Origin of the sequence: Mesonia phycicola (assembly GCF_900141885.1) — a bacterium.
Taxonomy (GTDB): domain Bacteria; phylum Bacteroidota; class Bacteroidia; order Flavobacteriales; family Flavobacteriaceae; genus Mesonia; species Mesonia phycicola.
Genome location: NZ_FQYY01000009.1, coordinates 136,368 through 155,408, shown reverse-complemented (window position 1 = coordinate 155,408; position 19,041 = coordinate 136,368). Strand labels below are relative to the sequence as shown.

The following is a 19,041-nucleotide window of genomic DNA, read 5'->3' as shown; positions in this document are numbered from 1 at the left end:
AATTGTAAGTTAAATACTTTCCATATTATTTTTTCTATTTTAGCTTTACAAAAACCTATGTGAATGAAGTACCTCCACGATATTGGCGAATATTTTATAATGCTTAAAAAAGTTTTCGGCAGGATGACGAAAACTTCTGTATTAAGAGGTCTCATTTTTAAAGAGGTAGACGATTTAATTATCAGCTCTTTAGGCATTGTTGTTTTTATTTCATTTTTTATTGGAGGAGTAGTCACTATACAAACTGCTCTAAACCTTAACAACCCACTTATACCTAAAAGCCTTATTGCTTTTACAGCAAGACAATCTATTATTTTAGAGTTTTCACCTACATTTATTTCTATAATTATGGCAGGTAAAGTTGGTTCTAACATTACCTCTAGTATTGGTACTATGCGTGTAATGGAGCAAATTGACGCGCTAGAAGTTATGGGTATTAACTCTGCAAACTATCTTATTTTCCCTAAGATTATAGCTATGCTATTATATCCGTTTGTAATTGCTATTTCTATGTTTATGGGTATTATTGGCGCTTATATGGCTGGAGTATTAGGTGGATTTGTAGCGGGAGAACAATTTTTAAATGGTCTGCAAAATGATTTTATATCTTTTCATTTAGTATATGCGTTTATTAAAACATTCATTTTTGCATTAATTCTAGCAACCATCCCTTCTTATCACGGGTATTATATGAAAGGTGGAGCACTAGAAGTAGGGCAAGCAAGCACAACTGCTTTTGTATGGACTAGTGTAGTTTTAATTATTGCTAATTATGTATTAACTCAATTATTATTAAGCTAATGATAGATGTAAAAAATTTACATAAAAGCTTTGGAAGCGAAGAGATTTTAAAAGGAATTGACACTCAATTTTACAAAGGCAAAACCAATTTAATTATTGGGCAATCTGGTGCCGGTAAAACCGTATTTTTAAAATGTTTATTAGGTTTATTTACACCTACAGAAGGCACAATTGAGTATAATGGTTCTGCTTTCTCTGGATTAGATGTAAAAGAACAAAGAGAGTTAAGACAAAAAATGGGAATGGTTTTTCAAGGCGGAGCTTTATTTGACTCTATGACTATTGAAGAGAATGTAATGTTTCCGTTAGAAATGTTTACTAAACAGAAAAAAACAGAAATGATGGACCGCGTGCAAGAAGTTCTTGATCGTGTAAATCTAAAAAATGTAAATCATAAATTCCCTTCAGAAATCAGTGGTGGTATGCAGAAAAGAGTTGCAATAGCAAGAGCTATTGTAAATAAACCAAAATACCTTTTTTGTGATGAACCTAACTCTGGATTAGATCCAAAAACCGCAATTTTAATAGATAATCTTATTCAAGAAATTACACAAGAGTATGACATTACTACCGTGATTAATACGCACGATATGAACTCTGTACTTGAAATTGGAGAAAATATTGTGTACCTAAAAAATGGTAATTTAGCTTGGACTGGCTCTAAAGACGACATTTACAAAACAGACGATAAATCTTTAATTGATTTTGTGTACTCTTCAGATTTGTTTAGAAAAGTTAGAGAAGTTCAGCTAAAAGGTTTGTAAATTACTTATTTAAATAAACCCAACCCTTAATAGGCTTTAAATTTTCTTCTCCCAAATCTATTATGTAATAATATGTAGATGCAGGCAATAACTTTCCATTTAAGGATCTTCCATCCCAAAGCTTATCGTTTTTATCTCCTTTATAAACTAACACACCATACCTAGAAAATATTTTAATTTTAAAATTTGGATAAAAATCTTCTAATTGTAAAATCTGGAAATAATCGTTAATTTGATCATTATTGGGAGAAAAACCTTCTGGAATAAAAAATTCACAACTATTCAGTTGAATATCTACAATGTAAAAGAATGGACATTCAAAAGTATTTTCAAAATACTTTACATAGAGATAATTCCCTTCCTCTAGATTATAATTAGATATATCCAAAATTGGGTCTATAGATAAAGCTGCATTTTCAATTGTATGATAAAAATCATATCCACCATGAAGCCCGAAATCTTTTATGTCATTAACCTTAGCTAAATCAACATATGTACCAAGTGAACTACACTGTTCATAAATTAACGAACCAAGTATCTCTATATCTGAAAAAATAAAATTTACTGGGTATATTGACGCACAGTCTAAATTATTTTTATTAGTTAATTTTATATATAATTTTTGCTCAAAATCTTCAAAAAAATATTCCTGTAAGTTATTTGTATTATATTGAGAGTCTTCTAATGTCTCATAAAAATCTACAAAATAGTTATTTAAATTTTGATTAGACGTAAGACTTAAAAAACTAGAAACAGGAATTGTATTAAAATCTAAATAATTATCACAAAAAATAATATCATCTAAACGACTAATACTGGGCTTTTCTGAAACAATTATATCAAATGAAAATATCTCACTACATTGAGAATTTACTATTTTAACAAAAATAGTTTCACTATTATTTAGCGAATAACTATTTACGTTTTGAATATCATTAATACTATTACTAGCATCATTGTATGTATTATAAAAACCATCTACTATACCCCCATCAATATTTAAAATAGCATTATTCAAATTAACAGTTGTATCTAATCCGTTTTCAACACAAACTTTTAAGGAAGTAAATTCACTTATTATATCGATTAGCATAATATTTGAAGATATTATATTGTTCTCTTCGTGAACCTCTTCTACAAAAGAGTCTCCATTTTGATTCTTGTCAACATTAAATGTGATTGAAAAATTTGTCTGAAAAAAATCAGGAATATTCAACACTAAATTCTCAATATAACTTTCTCCAGCATTTAAGTTTTGAGTGGTATAAAAAATATCGAAGTAACTATTATTTAAGAAGATTGCCACAGGAGTACCAGATGGTATAACACCGTAATTACTTGAATTTAATATTTCAATATCAATTTCGATATTACGATTATCACATAGTTCATTATTACTAATTTGTAAAGAACCAAACTCTGCATCTGGCAGTTCTTTCTCACTTTCTACTGACAAAACAATATTGTGCACAATTACACCATCTTGATTAGTTTCAAGTTCAATATTAGCTGTAGTGTCCCCGTTTTGAATTTCGTTTGTTAAGTAATAAAGATCTAAATCCATGTTATATAGGTTAGTTGAACCACTATAACTATTTGTACCGTTAAACACATTATTTATAGGATTTAAATTAGAGCTCATACTATTCCCATTTATTTTTAAACTTTCCCCTACGGCTAAATTGCTATCTCCATCCCAAACTAAAAAACCTATTTTACTTGTTGCTACATTTTTAGCATTAAAACCTGAAACATTAAAAGAAAGTTTTTTTGATGCCTGATTTACAGTTCTGAAACCATCAAATATACTAATTTGCCTATTCGGTAAATTAACATCTTCATAGACTACCAATATTGACCATCCCGCAAAATTAACTCCAAAATCACAATAGGAAGATAAATTTACACCTAATGCAATATCAGAAAAAGTATAAATCCCACTCCCTGTAGATTTCACCAAGCTTGTTATGTCAGCAAATGCTCCAAAAAAATCTAACCCATTACTTGTCAACGTATTTGTATAAAAAAAACGTTGAGCAGTTATATTACTATTATTAATTTTCACATTAAAGTCTCCATTACCTGACCCTGCCCAATATAAATATGCTGCTTCTATTGTTTGATTCGAAGAGATGTTTAGGTTAGCACTAGACTGTAACATAACATTACACGTCCCTGTTGATCCATTTTCATCAAAATTTAATGTATTACCTATTGCTGTAAAATCATACTTACCCTCGTATTGTCTATGCAGTGAAATGTTTTGAGAAAACATACTCATGCTAATTGTAATAAGTAATAATAATAGCAGTTGACTTTTACATAAGGCTATCATAATAATTAATTTACGTTAAAAATCAGTGTATCTAAATTCAATTTGAATTTTAACCATTCTTGAAGCTTCTTGCTATTCTTTGTTACCTCTGAAGTAGAAATTGAATCTGCCCAAGTTACTCTAAATTCAGGAATTGTATCTAAAGTATTTTGACCTGATATGATTCTATCTGCATAGCTAAACGTTACTAAACCATCATAATTAATTCTAGCTTCTTTACTAATGTTATTAAACGGAATTTGGTGTTCTGCTAATTTTGAAAGTTTAGTAAGCTCTGTTTCTAAATAAGAAATACGTTCATCTTTACTTAAAATACTTAAAGAATCTCTCAGTTTAAACTCCTTCATATATTGAAGCTGATTGTAAGAATCTGTATTTTCATTCTGAAGAATAATTAAAGATGCATCTTTTAGATTTTTATAATTTTTCATTTTTGCTCTCCATAAACCAATCACAGAACTAGGTATTTCTTTTCCTAAAAAAGAAACTTCAATTTTAGGGTCTACCCCTCCATTATAAGTGGCTATAGTTGCATTTTTCTGAATAAATGAGTCTTCATAAATCATTAACTCATTAGTTACAAACTCTTGTGCATCTTGCTTAAAGTAAGACTCTTTCAACATATTATAGAAAAGATAAATACTTGGCACCATTACAATTATTGCAACTAATGATGCAGTTTGCGCAATTACCTTTCTTCGTTTTGAATTTGCGTATTTTACTAACGGAAAACCTAAAAGTTTTGATACCACGAAGGTAGAAAGTGCAATAAATGTTGCATTTATAGAGAATAAATATAATGCACCACCTGCGTCTCTTAAGCTTCCTTGAGCCAAGCCATAACCAACAGTACAAAGTGGCGGCATTAAGGCAGTAGCAATAGCTACTCCAAAAATTACACTTGCAATAGTCCCTTTTTTCGTTTTTGCTACAATTAAAGCAAGACCACCAAATATAGCCACCAATACATCTAAAATTGTAGGGTAAGTTCTTGCCTCTAACTCTGCAGAATTATTTCCTGTTAATGGTGAAACCCAAAAATATAAAAAGGCAGTAAGTACACTTAACACTACCATTACCCCTAAGTTAATTAGAGAACGTTTAAGAGTATCTATATCATTAATTGCTAAAGATAGACCTATACCTACAATTGGCCCCATTAATGGTGAAATAAGCATCGCTCCAATAACTACTGCAGTACTACTTACATTAAGACCTATAGAAGCTACAAAGATGGAGAATATTAAAATCCAAGCATTGTGACCTTTAAAAGTGATATCTTTTTTTACCGCTTCTATTGTAGAGTCTCTGTCTGTATCACTTCTAATATCTAGCAGCTCACTTATAAAACTTTTTAAACTTCCAAAAGTACCTTTAAGCTCATCAGAAAGTTTTTCTGTTTTAGAAGCTGAAAGATTTTCTTGGTTAGAATCTTCTTTATGCTCTTCCATATTAAATTAAATCTTCCCCAAATTTTTCTTTTGCTAAATTTCTTACTTTTTTAATACCCTGCTCATCTCCTCTTGGATAAATAAGTAACACTTCTTCATCTTCTACAATAATGTAATTATGTATATCTTTTAAAACTACTAGTTTATCGCCTAAGGTTCTAACAATATTATTACTAGCATTATCTATTAAACTTTTGGCATTAATAATTACATTATCATGCTCATCACGGTCAAGCTCATCATGCAATGCTCCCCAAGATCCTAAATCATTCCAATCAAAACTTGCAGGAATTACAGCTACGTTATTAGCTTTTTCCATAATCGCATAATCTATAGAAATATTTTCTGCGTCTTCATAATTTTCGTTAATAAATCGCTGCTCTTGAGTTGTATTGTAATATGCTTCTCCTTCAGAAAAAATAGCAAACATTGCTGGCTCATATTTTTCAAACTCTGCAGTAATAGCTTTTGCACTCCAAATAAAAATACCAGCATTCCATAAATAATTTCCTGCAGATAAATAATTTTTAGCGGTTTGGTAATCTGGTTTTTCTTGAAAATTTACCACTTTATTAATATTAGATGCTAAATTTTCTTCAAACTGAATATACCCATAACCTGTATGAGGAAACGTTGGTTGTATACCAAGTGTCATTAACAAATCGTCTTGTGCTTCGCAAGCATCAAAACTACTTTGTAAATCTTTTACAAATGCATCTTCGTCTTCAATCCAATGATCACTAGGTGCTACCACCATTAATGCATCTTCATTTTGTTTTTGAATTTTTAAAGCAGAAAGTAAAATACAAGGAGCTGTATTTCTCATTGCTGGCTCTAATACAATTTGGTTGTCTGTAACAGAAGGTAATTGCTCTTTTACCAAACTATTATACATCCCATTGGTTAAAATAAGAATATTTTCTTCTGGTATTAATTTAGCTAAACGTTTAAATGTAGTTTGTATAAGTGTTTCTCCTGTACCTAAAATATCATGAAACTGCTTTGGCAATTTCTTTTTACTTACAGGCCAAAAACGTGAGCCTACACCACCCGCCATTAGTATAGCGTAATAATTTATATTCATATATTAAACAACTTTAACTAATTCTACCTCTACGTTGGGCTGAAATATATAGACATTTCCTGAAGAAACCTCTCTACACTCATACCGCTTTATTCTTTTCTTTTCTTTTTTAAAAACCTTACCGTTGCTTATTCTAAAAATACTCCCGTAAGGAATTTCAAATATATAATTTTTGTTATTCTCTGCATCAAATTCTTTTAGAGCTACAGAGAGCCTAGCATCTGTATCACTACTTGCCTTAGGATTTTTAAAATGATTAGCAAGCAAGGGTAATAAATGACTTGGAAAAATACTAGGATGAATAAACGGCAACATTAATTGCTGAAAGGTAAACTTCCATTCTTTGCCATGTGGTTTAATAAATCTTCCATATTTTTCAAATGCAACTGCGTGGGCAATTTCATGAATAAGTGTAATTAAAAACTTATAAGAATTAAGATTTGCATTTACTGTTATTTGGTTAACCCCATTTTGCTTTCTATAATCACCGTGCCTTGTTTTTCTTTCATTTACTATTTTTAAATGAATAGCGTTTGCTGTAATTAACTCAAAAGCAGGATCTACTGCTCTCTCAGGAAGGTATTTATTTAAAATTTCTTTCAAACTTATGGTGTTGAGTTAGCAACTTGAAGCATTTTACCGTTATAAAATTCATTTCCGTTTACAGCAAAATCTACAATATAACGAGCCATTGCTTGTGGGGTTGTTGGTGCTTGGTAGCCTGGGAAGGCTTCTTCTAGCATTTCTGTTTGTACAGCTCCCAATGCTAAAACATTAAATGCCGGTCCGTTTTCTTTATACTCTTCTGCCAGTAACTCTGACAATGTAATTACAGCACCTTTACTAGAACTGTATGCTGCTAAGCCAGGAAATTTTAAACTACCTTGTACACCACCCATACTGCTCACCGTCACTACATGCCCATTTTTATCCATAAAAGGGACTACCAATTGAGAAAGTGTAAAAACTCCAAAAACATTTACTTTATACACCTCTTCTAATTCTGTGTAAGAAATTTTAGAAAAAGGTTTATTTACCAATTTACCTGCATTATGTATTAAAACATCTACTGTTTTCCACTCTTGCTCAATAAAGTTTTTTACTTTTTCTTGATCTTCTTCTTTCTGAATATCAAAAGAAAAAGTAGTTACATTATTTAATTGTAATTTTTGTACAGGTTCTTCATTTCTTGAAAGTGCTAAAACATGATGCCCTTTTTGAGCAAAAAGTTTCACCATTTCTAAACCAATACCTCTACTAGTACCTGTAATTATAATTTTTTTCATCACTATTACCTAGTTCAATTTATCAAGTGTAATTTCTTTTACGGCAGAATTTGCCATACCTTCAATTCCAGGGATTACTTCTTCTATCAAATTTTTCATGTGAGAAATATTCATTAAACCAGCCTCATCGTCTACATGGTGATAATATGGAAAGTTAGTAAAATCAAAAGTACAAAGGGTTTGCGATGGTATGTTCATTTCTTTGTAAAAGGCATAATTATCACTTCGCTTAAACAACTGAAAATCTTTAGCTTTCTCAAAAAAACCAAAAACTTTTTTACCTGCATAGCTATTAAATTTAGCCGCCATATTAGATTCTTCAAAACCTGTTAGATATGCTGTATAATTGGTGTTTTTTAGAGGAACACCAATCATTTCAAAATTAAGCATTACATAAACAGGAGCTTTTTCTCTAGCTAATCTTTTTGCAAGATGTTTAGAACCTATTAAACCTTCTTCTTCAGCAGAAAACAACACAAACATAATACTTCTTTTTTGTGGGTTATTAGAAAAGTATTTTGCCAACTCTATTACAGATACGCTTCCGGCTGCATTATCGTTTGCCCCATTAGCAATGGAGTCTCCATTTACTATTTTACTGCCTTTTAGCATCCCTATATGATCGTAGTGAGCTCCAAGAATGATAATTTCTTTTTTAAGTTTAGCGTCTGTACCTTCTTTAAAAGCTATTACATTAAAACCATATTTATTGTTGTGCGCAAAACTGTCACGATAAGTTTTATAATATGGTTTAATATTATTATCTCTAAAGATATTTTCTATGTAATTAGCTGCAATATTAATTTCTTCAGACCCAAATTTTCTTCCTTTTAAGGCGTCAGATGATAAATAATCTAAATTGGTTTTAATAGATTTTTCTGAAATTAGATTTGTTTTTTTTGCAGATTGCGCAAAGCTAAACAGGCCTATTAGACCTATAAAATATATTAGTTTTCTCATAAATTTAAAGATAAAAAAATCCCGCTTAAAAACGGGATTCTTATATATATTATCAAAACCAAAGATTATGCTAACATAGTCACTGGATTTTCTAAATATGTTTTTAATGTTTGTAAAAACTGTGCTCCAGTTGCTCCATCTACAGTTCTATGGTCACAAGCTAAAGTTAGTTTCATTGTATTACCAACTTGAATTGCTCCATTTTTAACTACAGGCTTCTCTACAATTGCACCTACAGATAAAATTGCAGAATTTGGCTGATTAATAATACTTGTAAATTCTGTAATACCAAACATACCTAAGTTAGAAACTGTGAAAGTACTACCTTCCATTTCTTTAGGTTGTAATTTTTTATTACGTGCTTTACCCGCTAATTCTTTTACGTTACCACCAATTTGCGTCATAGACATTTGGTCTGCAAATTTAAGAACTGGCACTACTAAACCTTCATCTACAGCAACAGCAACCCCCATATTAATATGTTTAGCAATTTTCATGCTATCTGCTGTCCATTGAGAATTTACTTGTGGGTGTTTACGTAAAGCCATTGCAGATGCTTTAATTACCATATCATTAAATGATACTCTAACATCTGGCATCTCATTAATTTGTTTTCTTGAAGCAATAGCATTTTCCATATCTACCTCTATCGTTAAATAGTAATGAGGTGCGCTATATTTAGATTCAGAAAGTCTCTTAGCAATGGTTTTACGCATTTGAGAGTTCTTTATCTCATCAAAACTTTCTTCTCCTGCAGGAACGTAAGTTTGGGCAGCTTTTGGAGCTTCTTTCTTAGTTTCTTCTTTTGCAGAAGTAGCAGTACTAGATTTTTCAGAAGGCTTAAAGTTTTCAATATCTTTCTTTACAATTCTTCCGTTTTCACCACTACCTTTTACATTTTGAAGATTAATGCCTTTTTCTTCTGCCATTTTTTTGGCTAAAGGTGAAGCAAAAATTCTGTCTCCTGTATTAGATGTTGTCTCTTCTTGTTGCGCTTCTGTAGTTTCTTCTTTAGAAGAAGACTCTTCTTTTGAAGAGGATGTGCTTTTTGCTTTTGGAGTACCTCCTGACAAAATACCAGAAACATCTGTACCTTCTGGGCCAATAATAGCTAAAAGAGAATCTACAGGTGCACCTTCTCCCTCAGCAATACCGATATGTAAAAGAGTACCAGAATAGAAAGACTCAAACTCCATAGTAGCTTTATCTGTCTCAATTTCTGCTAAAATATCTCCTTCTTCTACTTTATCTCCTTCTTTTTTTAACCAAGAAGCAACAGTACCTTCTTCCATCGTATCAGAAAGACGTGGCATAGTAACTACTTCTACTCCTTCTGGAATTTCAGCAGATGCCTCGCTATTTTCTTCTGAAGAATCTGCACTAGAATCTTCTTTTGGTTCTTCTGTTTCTTCTTCTGAAGAATCTGAAGATTTACCATTACCATTACCATTAATTAAATCTGAAATATCTTCTCCTTCTTCACCAATAATAGCTAAAAGAGAGTCTACAGGAGCTCCTTCTCCTTCTTCAATTCCTATGTATAATAAAGTACCTTCACTAAAAGACTCAAACTCCATTGTGGCTTTATCTGTCTCTATTTCTGCTAAAATATCTCCTTCTTCTACTTTGTCTCCTTTTTGCTTGAGCCATTTAGCAACAACTCCTTCTTCCATCGTGTCGCTAAGGCGCGGCATATTAATTACTTCAGCCATACTAATTATATTTTATGAGGAATAAACGGGTAATCTTCTTGTTCATAAACAATATCATACATTAAGCTAGGGTCTGGGAAATCTGATTCTTCTGCAAATTTCTCACATTCTGACACTCTATCTTTTACACGTTGATCTATCACTTTAATTTCGTCTTCTGTAGCCCAGTTATTTTCTTTAATCTTATCTGCTACTTGAACGATTGGATCTATCTTTTGATATTCTTTAACTTCTTCTTTAGTTCTATATTTTTGAGCATCACTCATAGAGTGACCACGGTAACGGTATGTTTTTAACTCTAAAAACGTTGGACCTTCACCTGCTCTTGCTCTAGAAATTGCCTCGTCCATTGCTTCTGCAACTTTCTCAGGATTCATTGCATCTACAGGGCCACAAGGCATCTCGTACCCTAAACCTAACTTCCAGATATCTTCGTGATTAGCAGTTCTTTTTACAGAAGTACCCATTGCATATCCGTTATTTTCTACACAGAAAACAACAGGAAGTTTCCAGTTCATCGCCATGTTAAAAGCCTCGTGTAAAGTACCTTGACGTGCAGCTCCATCTCCAAAGAAACAAAGGGTTACATTATCTCTTTTGAAATATTTATCTCCAAAAGCCATACCTGCACCTAAAGGAATTTGCCCCCCTACAATACCATGACCACCAAAGAAATTTTTCTCTTTAGAAAAAATATGCATAGAACCACCTAAACCTTGAGATGTTCCTGTTTTTTTACCGTAAAGCTCTGCCATTACTCGTTTAGGGTCTACCCCCATACCAATTGGCTGAACGTGATTACGGTAAGCGGTAATCATACGGTCTTTACCTAATTCCATAGCATGTAGAGAACCTGCTAATATAGCTTCTTGACCATTATATAGGTGTAAAAAACCACGTACTTTTTGTTGAATATATACTTGGGCTAATTTATCTTCAAATTTACGCCAGAATAGCATTTCTTCGTACCAATTAAGGTAGGTGTCTTTAGTTATTTCTTTCATGAATATCGTATTTATTACGCTCAAAAAAATTGCGAATTACAAAAATAAGATAATAAGTTTTAATGAGAAAACACTTTTAAATTTATTAAGGGTAATTTTACAAATACGAACCATTAAATGCTAATGGAAGTATATCTACAAGGGAATTTACCTTAACAACTTTCCCAATTTCTGCCATAAACATTATTTTTATAGGGGTTTCTTGCTTAAATTCATATTCTGCAATAGCTTGACGACATGCTCCACAAGGCGCTGCGGGTATTATTACTTTTTTTCTTTGTGATTTCACAGTAATAGCTATGGCCAATATTTTTTGATCTGGAAATTGCGCCCCCGCTTGGTAAATTGCATTTCTTTCTGCACAAAGCCCTGAGGGGTAAGCTGCATTTTCTTGATTACTACCTGTTACCACCTCACCGTTTTCTAAAAGAATTGCCGCACCTACCATAAATTGAGAATATGGAGCATATGCTTTTTCTCTAATTTCTTGTGCTTTATGCATTAACTGAACATCTTCTGCTTCCATTTCTTCTAAATTATCATATACCTGATAAGAAGTAACTATTTGTTTGTCTATCATTTTTTATGTAATTAGTAGTTCAATATAAAACAAAAAAGCACCGAATTAAAAATTCGATGCTTTGTTTATGTGTTAATTATGCTTTATTTATCTTTCTCTATAATCTTCTCCAAAATTAAAAGTTAAGCTAAACCTTAAACTTCCTTCTAATGGATTACTTACAGATTTTGCAGTAGAGAATAAATAAGATACATCTATAGTAGTAATGTTATATTTAAAACCAGCTCCCATAGTAATGTATTTTCTATATCCTTTTACTTCACTTTCATTAAAATAACCTAAACGGAAAGAAAAACTATCTCTATACCAATACTCTGCCCCTAAAGACAATGTAATTTCTTTTAACTCTTCACTTAAACCATCTGGAGCATCTCCCCAAGAAGAAAAAATTGCTCCAAATGAACTTGTGTTGTTATAATCATCTAATTCTTGCTGACTTTCTTCTGTAAGACCACTCCCATCAGAATAATATGTAAGCTCTGGAGGAGTTGGCACTAATAATTTATTAATTTCTGTATACACTCCCACTGTATTATCTGCATCTAAAATAAAATCAAAACCAGCACCTGCCTTAAAGTTTGTTGGAATAAAACTCTCTGAGCCAGCATCATCATACTTTACTTTAGGACCTATATTAGAAATACTTACACCTGCTCTCCAACGACCATCAAAATCTCTATAAGGAATCTCTTCACTTTGATAAAAAGAAGAAATATCTACTCCAAAAGAATTTACCGCACTAGCATCATTAGTAGAAGTTGGTATTTGTAAACTAGATCTAATATAACGACCTGTAACCGCCATAGAAAAACGTTCACTCAATCTCAACGCATAACTTAAATCTAAACCAAGCTCATTTGGCTCTACAATTTGAGGTTGTTGATCTGGAGAGTCTCTTAATTCTATCTCACCTTGACCAAAATACCTTAAACTTCCAGCAACAGCACTACGCTCATTAAGCCTATTGTAATATGTTAGCACCCCTAAATTTATATCTGTAACAAGCTCTCTTAAATAAGGTACATAAGAAACACCTATACCACTTTGTTTTTCTGCAAAAGCATACTTAGAAGCATTCCATTGTTGAGAGTAAGCATCTACAGGTGTTGCCACCCCTTGATCTCCCAAACCAGAGGCCCTAGCATCTCCAGAAATTAACAAGAATGGAACTGCAGTAGTAATTACCCTATCGTCAATCCCGTTAGTATATGTTTCTGAATCATCTTGAGCATAAACACCACAAGATATATAGCATAATGTAATAAAAGTAAAAATCTTAGTTTTCATATATAAAGTTGAATAGTTGGCAAATATAAATTTTTATTTAAAACTAGAGAATGACCAATTTTTCAAATTTCTCTACCTTTTTATTAGTTAACGTTGATTTTACGGAAAGCTTATAAATATAAACACCTTTTCCTATAGTATCTCCAAAATCATCTTTTCCGTTCCAGGTAATCTCTCTAGACAGAAATCCGTCTGTAGTTATAGTTTGATTTTTTGTCCACACAATTTTACCAGAAACAGTAAACACCTGCACTTGCACCTCTAACGGCTCGTAAGGTCTATTATGATTGAACCAAAATTCTGTATAATTATGAAAAGGATTAGGGTAATTTAAAACTCGATTAATCTCTAAATCATCTTCACCCGCGACAACAAATTGAATTTCTGCAGTGTTAGAATTATTATAAACATCCCAAGCTTTAAAACTTAAAGTATGCAAACCTTCTTCTAAATCTCTTAATTTATAATTAACTGTTCCCGCAGTATAATCATCTAATTCTGTTTCATAATAATCATTAACTACGTACGGGTTAATTTCATCTCCATCTAAAATTGCAACCAAATCATGACCTATACCACTTGCGGTATTTATTCCGTTTTCATCACTTAGCTTCGCTATTAAATAAGGCTCATTATTAGTTATTCCTCCAGAGACAAAATTTTCATCATTCATAAATAATTCAATTTCTGGACCTATATTATCTTCAGGAGCATCTTCATTAATACCACCTATTAATATATCACTACTATACCCTCGCTCATCTTCTAACACATCGTCTCTTTCTGCATAAAAACTAACCCTACCTTCACCAACCGGAACAGTTATATCTTTAGGCACAATAAAATCAAAACTAAATTGCCCGTTTACCACAGACGCTTTTCCTCTAAAAATGATTTCGCCCAATGTTGTAAAATCAAACACGCCATTTCCGTCATTATTTAAGGTATTTCTATCTATTCTTTTATCAAAAATAGTGGTAGATAAATCTCCATTATAGGCTGTTACCAAATTACCGCTAGCATCTTGTACCTCTCCACCTAACTTTATATAACTTAATGCTTTTAAAGTATCGTTTGGCTGAGTAATTGGAACCTCATTAATTGTGGTTAATTTAATTTGCGGGGCCGCCAATTGCAATTTCATAGCAGGATCTCCAAAATAATAAACCACCCTAACATTACTACCACCTATGTCATTTTTTGCTTTTCTAACAGACTCTGCAACAGAGTCATCACTACCATCATAATTAAATAAGTAAGGTGCAAAAAGCTCATTAAAATTGGTTCCTGTACTTACAAATATAGCTCTAGTAGTAGTCACCATAGCCACAGACCCACCTTCACTTTTTTGCAAAACATACTCTCCTGGAGAAAGCTCTGCTGGGTTATCGTATCTTGTAAATTCACAAGTCACCGTAACAAATAAATTGTACTTATCTGTATTTTGCCAGCTTAAAATATCATCTATAGTAACTATCCTTTCTGTAGCCAAACCATTTTCTCCTCCGTGTCCAAAATAATTCACCACAGAAGCTCCTACTTCAATAGCTTCTGTTATAGCTTCATTAACTTCTGGATAGCGAAAACCTCCAGAAGAAGAGATTTGCTGATAAGCATCTGAATGTATTTTTTTTACATTTATAAATGGTTTATTGGCTGATATTTCATCACCAATAGCATCTAAACCTACTTGAAGGTCGTAACCAGAACCACCAGGCTCATCTGCATCGTCTGAGATTAATACAAAATTATTTCTCCAACTACCAAATGAATCTCTACTTTCGTAAGCTATTATCTTGTCTACTAACGTACTCGCCATAGATGGTGTATCTGCTATTATTCTACCAACAGCTATATCTAACAAGCCTGAATTAGAACTCAAGTTACCTTCTGTATCGTCCATCATTCCATAAAAATCATCTGTTGAATAAGCAGAAGGACCTAAACTAAAACTTGACAAAGCGTGGTATGTAGGTACAATGTTGTTATTTTGAGATAATCTATCTTTATAGTCTACAGAAGAATCCCCAAAAAGACAAACATATTTTAATCTTGAAGAAGAATTAATTGCATTATCATAAACATATTTCACAAGATTTCTTATAGCTACAACATCTTGTTTTCCCGAACTAAATTCTTCATAAATATCTTCTATAAGAACCACCTTAACATTTAAGTTATCTTTTTCTGCCCTGTAAACTGCCAACCTAGTAGCTTGCTGGTATAACAATTCTGACGTAATTATTAAATAATCTACATCTTCTTCTGAACCACTGGTAGAAAAAATATCTCCTTTAATATTGATATTAGGAACAGAGGAAACACTTTCTTTTTTGGGAGTGTAGTAATTATTGCCTACCAATGCTATATAATTTCTAACCTCCCCTAAACTTGCTTTAAAAGAAAAATTAGCAGAAGCATCATTATTAGAGATACTATATACTTGCTCAATGTTTGTTATATCCCATACTTCTGTTACATTTTGAGACTCTCTTATCTCGTAAGCCCCTATACCCGAAATAGTAGATACATCTTTATTAGAAAACTCAAATTGATTGCTTCCTGCTATCAATTCTCTTTTAGCCGACACATTAATATAATCTAGATAACCAACACTAGAAGGATTTCCGCTGTTATTATAAGAAATCTCTATATTAATTTCATCTTCATTAGAGTTAAATTGATAAGACCCACTTTTAGCGCTACCATAAATATCATCACTTACGGTATCAAAATCTAAAACCCCTAAAACCTCTTCTCCAGCAGAAAAAGTCATATCTGTACTAGTTTCAGAAACAGCTCCTGCATAAACCTCTACAGTTACAGGCTCGTCAGTAACAATATTTGGAAATTCAAAATCATAATTTTGCTCAACATCTACATCAAATCTATCTGCAAACCATCTTCTTCCTACATTAATAACATTATAATTGTCTACCTCATAATATTGATAATCATCAAAAGTTGTAATTGTTTCAACTACAGTACCACTAGGCTCTGTATAAGAAGAAACTTTATTACCACTACCAGAGTTAATACTTATATAGTAATAAGAACGATCTGCATAAAGATTTAAATTGGTGCCATTTTCTTCACTCCAACTATCATTTACATCTTTTGCATAAAATAATATATAATCATCTGCATCAAAACTACCATCATCTCCGCCTACCACTTTATAAGGTACTTGTGGCGGATCATAATATTCATTTTCATTATTGGTAAGCGGTAGCATATCACCACCATGTCCTACTATTTTAAATTGACTAGAACTCAAAGAAGACACATTTATACCTAAACTAGATAAAAAACTTCTTGTAATTTTATGAACACCCGTATTTTCTACATAGAATTTATACCAATCACCTGTAGCAAAAACAGAATTTGTAATACTATGAGAAGAGTTTATAACATTACCACCTCTATTATTAGTGGGAGAATAACTAACCACAAAAGATGTTACAACATTAATAACCCCATTAACTTTCACCACAGGGTTAAGAGATATGCTAGCATATTTTGTAGATCTTCCAAAATTACTTTTAGATATTAACTGATAATCTTCTGTTACTAAAGACTCATCTAATTGCTGAATAATAGCACGAGAAGCAGGTGTTAATTCTACATTTTTTAGCACTACATTAGTTATATCACTACTTTCTTCCCAATTTACCTGAAAATTAAATAACCTTTTATCAGGGTTATAGTTTAAATTCAAGACACTAGACTCTGCACCATCATCAGAAGTTACTGAAGATTCAATAGACGCATCTACAGCCTGCCAATTAACCGTGAAAGATTTTTGCTGAGCAAAGATTGCGCAGCTACTAATAAAAAAAAATAGAGTAATAATAAACTTCATCAACGGAAATAACGAGAATTAAATAAATGTATTATATTTAGCGCTTCAAAAATACCTTTTTATTTGAAGAAATTAACGAATATGTAAGATTTACATAGACATAAAATAAAAAATATGAAGGTTTAACACTAAATAACAAAACATTATTGTTAATTTAGCGTTAATTACTATATTGCAAACCCAAACTTTACAAACATATTGAGGATTATGAGATTTAATTTTGCTCTTAAAATTATGTTATTTGTTGCGTTTACTACTACTATTGTTAGTTGCAACAAATCAAAAGACTACAAAGACAACTCCAGAGCTACAGGATGGAGACTAGACGGAAGAGATGGCTCTATGAAGTACCAAACAGACTATCAAGGACAAGAAACCGGACCTGGTTTAGTCTTTATTGAAGGTGGTACTTTTACAATGGGGCGTGTTCAAGATGATGTTATGCACGATTGGAACAACAATCCTACACAACAACACGTACAATCATTCTATATGGATGAAACAGAGGTTACTAATAGAATGTACCTACAATACTTAGATTGGTTGAAGTTTACCTTTCCACCAAAAGAGAAAAAATATGCTAACATTTACAAAGGAGCATTACCAGATACATTAGTTTGGAGAAACCGTTTAGGTTACAACGAAACTATGACGAATAACTACTTGCGTCACCCTGCTTACCAAAATTACCCAGTGGTAGGTGTAAACTGGATTCAAGCTACTGAATTTAGCAAATGGAGAACTGACCGTGTTAATGAATTACAGCTAGAAACCAAAGGTTACATTGCTGAAGGTGCTAAGTATGCTGCAGATGCAGAAACTACCTTTAACACAGAAACCTACATCAATGCACCTTCAAACATATACGGAGGAAATGATTCTTTAAATAAAGGTAGAAACAACGAAAGATTAGTACAGGTTATACACGGAGATACAGTACATAACAACGTACAAAGAAAAGACGGTGTTTTATTACCTGCATATAGACTACCTACAGAAGCAGAATGGGAATATGCTGCTCTAGGTTTGGCTGGAATTAGAGAATACAACCAATATAGAGGTAGAAAAAAATACCCTTGGGATGGTCAATACACAAGACAAGGAGGAAGAAGAACAAGAGGAGACCAATTAGCTAACTTTAAACAAGGTAATGGAGATTACGGAGGAATAGCAGGATGGAGTGATGATGGCGCTGACATTACAGCAGAAATTAAAACTTACCCTCCAAACGATTTTGGTTTATACGATATGGCAGGAAATGTTTCTGAATGGGTTGCAGATGTTTATAGACCAATCATCGATAATGAATTTAATGATTTCAACTATTTCCGTGGAAATGTGTACACTAAAAACGCAATCAACCAAGACGGAACAGTAAAAATTGTTACTTCAGATTCTATTATATTTGACACTTTAAGTAACGGAAGCATTATAGCAAGAACATTACCAGGTCAAATACAACAAGAACCTGTAAACTCTGAAGACACTTATTTAAGAACACAGTTTTCTGATAGTGATAACAGAGATTTCAGAGATGGAGATAAAGCTTCTTCAAGAGGATACTTAAGCGGACAAGAGCACAAGAAAATGTACAATTCTCCAGAACATAACGTATCTGCCATCAAAGATTCTACAGGAAGAGCTAAAGGTCTTGACAGACAATACGACCAAAGCTCTAGCAGAACAACGCTTATAAATAACGAAGTTAGAGTATTTAAAGGTGGTTCTTGGAGAGACAGAGCTTATTTCTTAGACCCTGCACAAAGAAGATACTTCCCTCAAGATATGGCAACTGACTATATTGGGTTTAGAAACGCAATGTCTAGAGTTGGTTCTAAATCTCAAAAAGGAAAAAGAGCAAGAGATTAAAAATAATATTATAAAGCAAAAAAGCCCTTTCATATGAAAGGGCTTT

At 32.3% G+C, this 19,041-nt stretch carries 14 protein-coding genes; 3 read left to right on the top strand and 11 right to left on the bottom strand.

Features of this window, described 5'->3' with window-relative positions:
- The first annotated feature begins 63 nt into the window (after positions 1 to 63).
- On the top strand, positions 64 to 801 hold the full coding sequence (locus BUC03_RS13545) for an MlaE family ABC transporter permease (RefSeq protein WP_073153169.1): 738 nt from the start codon (positions 64 to 66) through the stop codon (positions 799 to 801).
- Positions 801 to 1,565, top strand: a complete 765-nt coding sequence (locus tag BUC03_RS13540; RefSeq protein WP_073153166.1) for an ABC transporter ATP-binding protein — start codon at positions 801 to 803, stop codon at positions 1,563 to 1,565. The genes BUC03_RS13545 and BUC03_RS13540 overlap by 1 nt, the downstream gene beginning before the upstream one ends.
- Before the next feature lies 1 nt (position 1,566).
- Here the strand turns inward: BUC03_RS13540 and BUC03_RS13535 are convergent, their stop codons facing one another.
- The 11 genes from BUC03_RS13535 to porU form a co-directional block, all read right to left on the bottom strand.
- Positions 1,567 to 3,840 carry a T9SS type B sorting domain-containing protein gene (locus tag BUC03_RS13535; protein ID WP_159432720.1) on the bottom strand — a complete coding sequence of 758 codons (2,274 nt, stop codon included), beginning with the start codon at positions 3,838 to 3,840 and terminating at the stop codon, positions 1,567 to 1,569.
- 65 nt (positions 3,841 to 3,905) lie between these two features.
- Positions 3,906 to 5,351, bottom strand: a complete 1,446-nt coding sequence (locus BUC03_RS13530; RefSeq protein ID WP_073153161.1) for a DUF389 domain-containing protein — start codon at positions 5,349 to 5,351, stop codon at positions 3,906 to 3,908.
- A 1-nt stretch (position 5,352) separates the two neighbouring features.
- Positions 5,353 to 6,435 carry a mannose-1-phosphate guanylyltransferase gene (locus BUC03_RS13525; RefSeq protein WP_073153158.1) on the bottom strand — a complete coding sequence of 361 codons (1,083 nt, stop codon included), beginning with the start codon at positions 6,433 to 6,435 and terminating at the stop codon, positions 5,353 to 5,355.
- Between the two features lie 3 nt (positions 6,436 to 6,438).
- Entirely contained in the window at positions 6,439 to 7,038 is a 600-nt protein-coding gene (locus tag BUC03_RS13520; RefSeq protein WP_073153156.1) for a SprT-like domain-containing protein, read from the bottom strand.
- A gap of 2 nt (positions 7,039 to 7,040) precedes the next feature.
- Positions 7,041 to 7,721 carry an SDR family NAD(P)-dependent oxidoreductase gene (locus BUC03_RS13515; RefSeq protein ID WP_073153153.1) on the bottom strand — a complete coding sequence of 227 codons (681 nt, stop codon included), beginning with the start codon at positions 7,719 to 7,721 and terminating at the stop codon, positions 7,041 to 7,043.
- Positions 7,722 to 7,730: 9 nt separating this feature from the next.
- Positions 7,731 to 8,681: a M20/M25/M40 family metallo-hydrolase gene (locus tag BUC03_RS13510; protein ID WP_073153150.1), complete on the bottom strand. Its 951-nt coding sequence runs from the start codon at positions 8,679 to 8,681 to the stop codon at positions 7,731 to 7,733.
- Positions 8,682 to 8,746: 65 nt separating this feature from the next.
- The gene (locus BUC03_RS13505) at positions 8,747 to 10,393 is read right to left on the bottom strand and encodes a pyruvate dehydrogenase complex dihydrolipoamide acetyltransferase (protein ID WP_073153147.1); all 1,647 of its coding nucleotides are present in this window, start codon (positions 10,391 to 10,393) and stop codon (positions 8,747 to 8,749) included.
- Positions 10,394 to 10,398: 5 nt separating this feature from the next.
- Positions 10,399 to 11,397: a pyruvate dehydrogenase (acetyl-transferring) E1 component subunit alpha gene (gene pdhA, locus BUC03_RS13500; RefSeq protein WP_073153146.1), complete on the bottom strand. Its 999-nt coding sequence runs from the start codon at positions 11,395 to 11,397 to the stop codon at positions 10,399 to 10,401.
- A gap of 97 nt (positions 11,398 to 11,494) precedes the next feature.
- Positions 11,495 to 11,977 carry a cytidine deaminase gene (gene cdd / locus BUC03_RS13495; protein ID WP_073153143.1) on the bottom strand — a complete coding sequence of 161 codons (483 nt, stop codon included), beginning with the start codon at positions 11,975 to 11,977 and terminating at the stop codon, positions 11,495 to 11,497.
- A gap of 87 nt (positions 11,978 to 12,064) precedes the next feature.
- On the bottom strand, positions 12,065 to 13,264 hold the full coding sequence (porV, locus tag BUC03_RS13490) for a type IX secretion system outer membrane channel protein PorV (protein ID WP_073153140.1): 1,200 nt from the start codon (positions 13,262 to 13,264) through the stop codon (positions 12,065 to 12,067).
- Positions 13,265 to 13,307: 43 nt separating this feature from the next.
- Positions 13,308 to 17,126, bottom strand: coding sequence for a type IX secretion system sortase PorU (gene porU, locus BUC03_RS13485; protein WP_073153138.1), 3,819 nt, complete (start codon positions 17,124 to 17,126; stop codon positions 13,308 to 13,310).
- Between the two features lie 207 nt (positions 17,127 to 17,333).
- Here porU and gldJ point away from each other — a divergent pair, with 207 nt between their 5' ends.
- Complete coding sequence (gene gldJ / locus BUC03_RS13480; protein ID WP_073153135.1) at positions 17,334 to 18,995, top strand: gliding motility lipoprotein GldJ; 1,662 nt, start codon at positions 17,334 to 17,336, stop codon at positions 18,993 to 18,995.
- Positions 18,996 to 19,041: the final 46 nt, after the last annotated feature.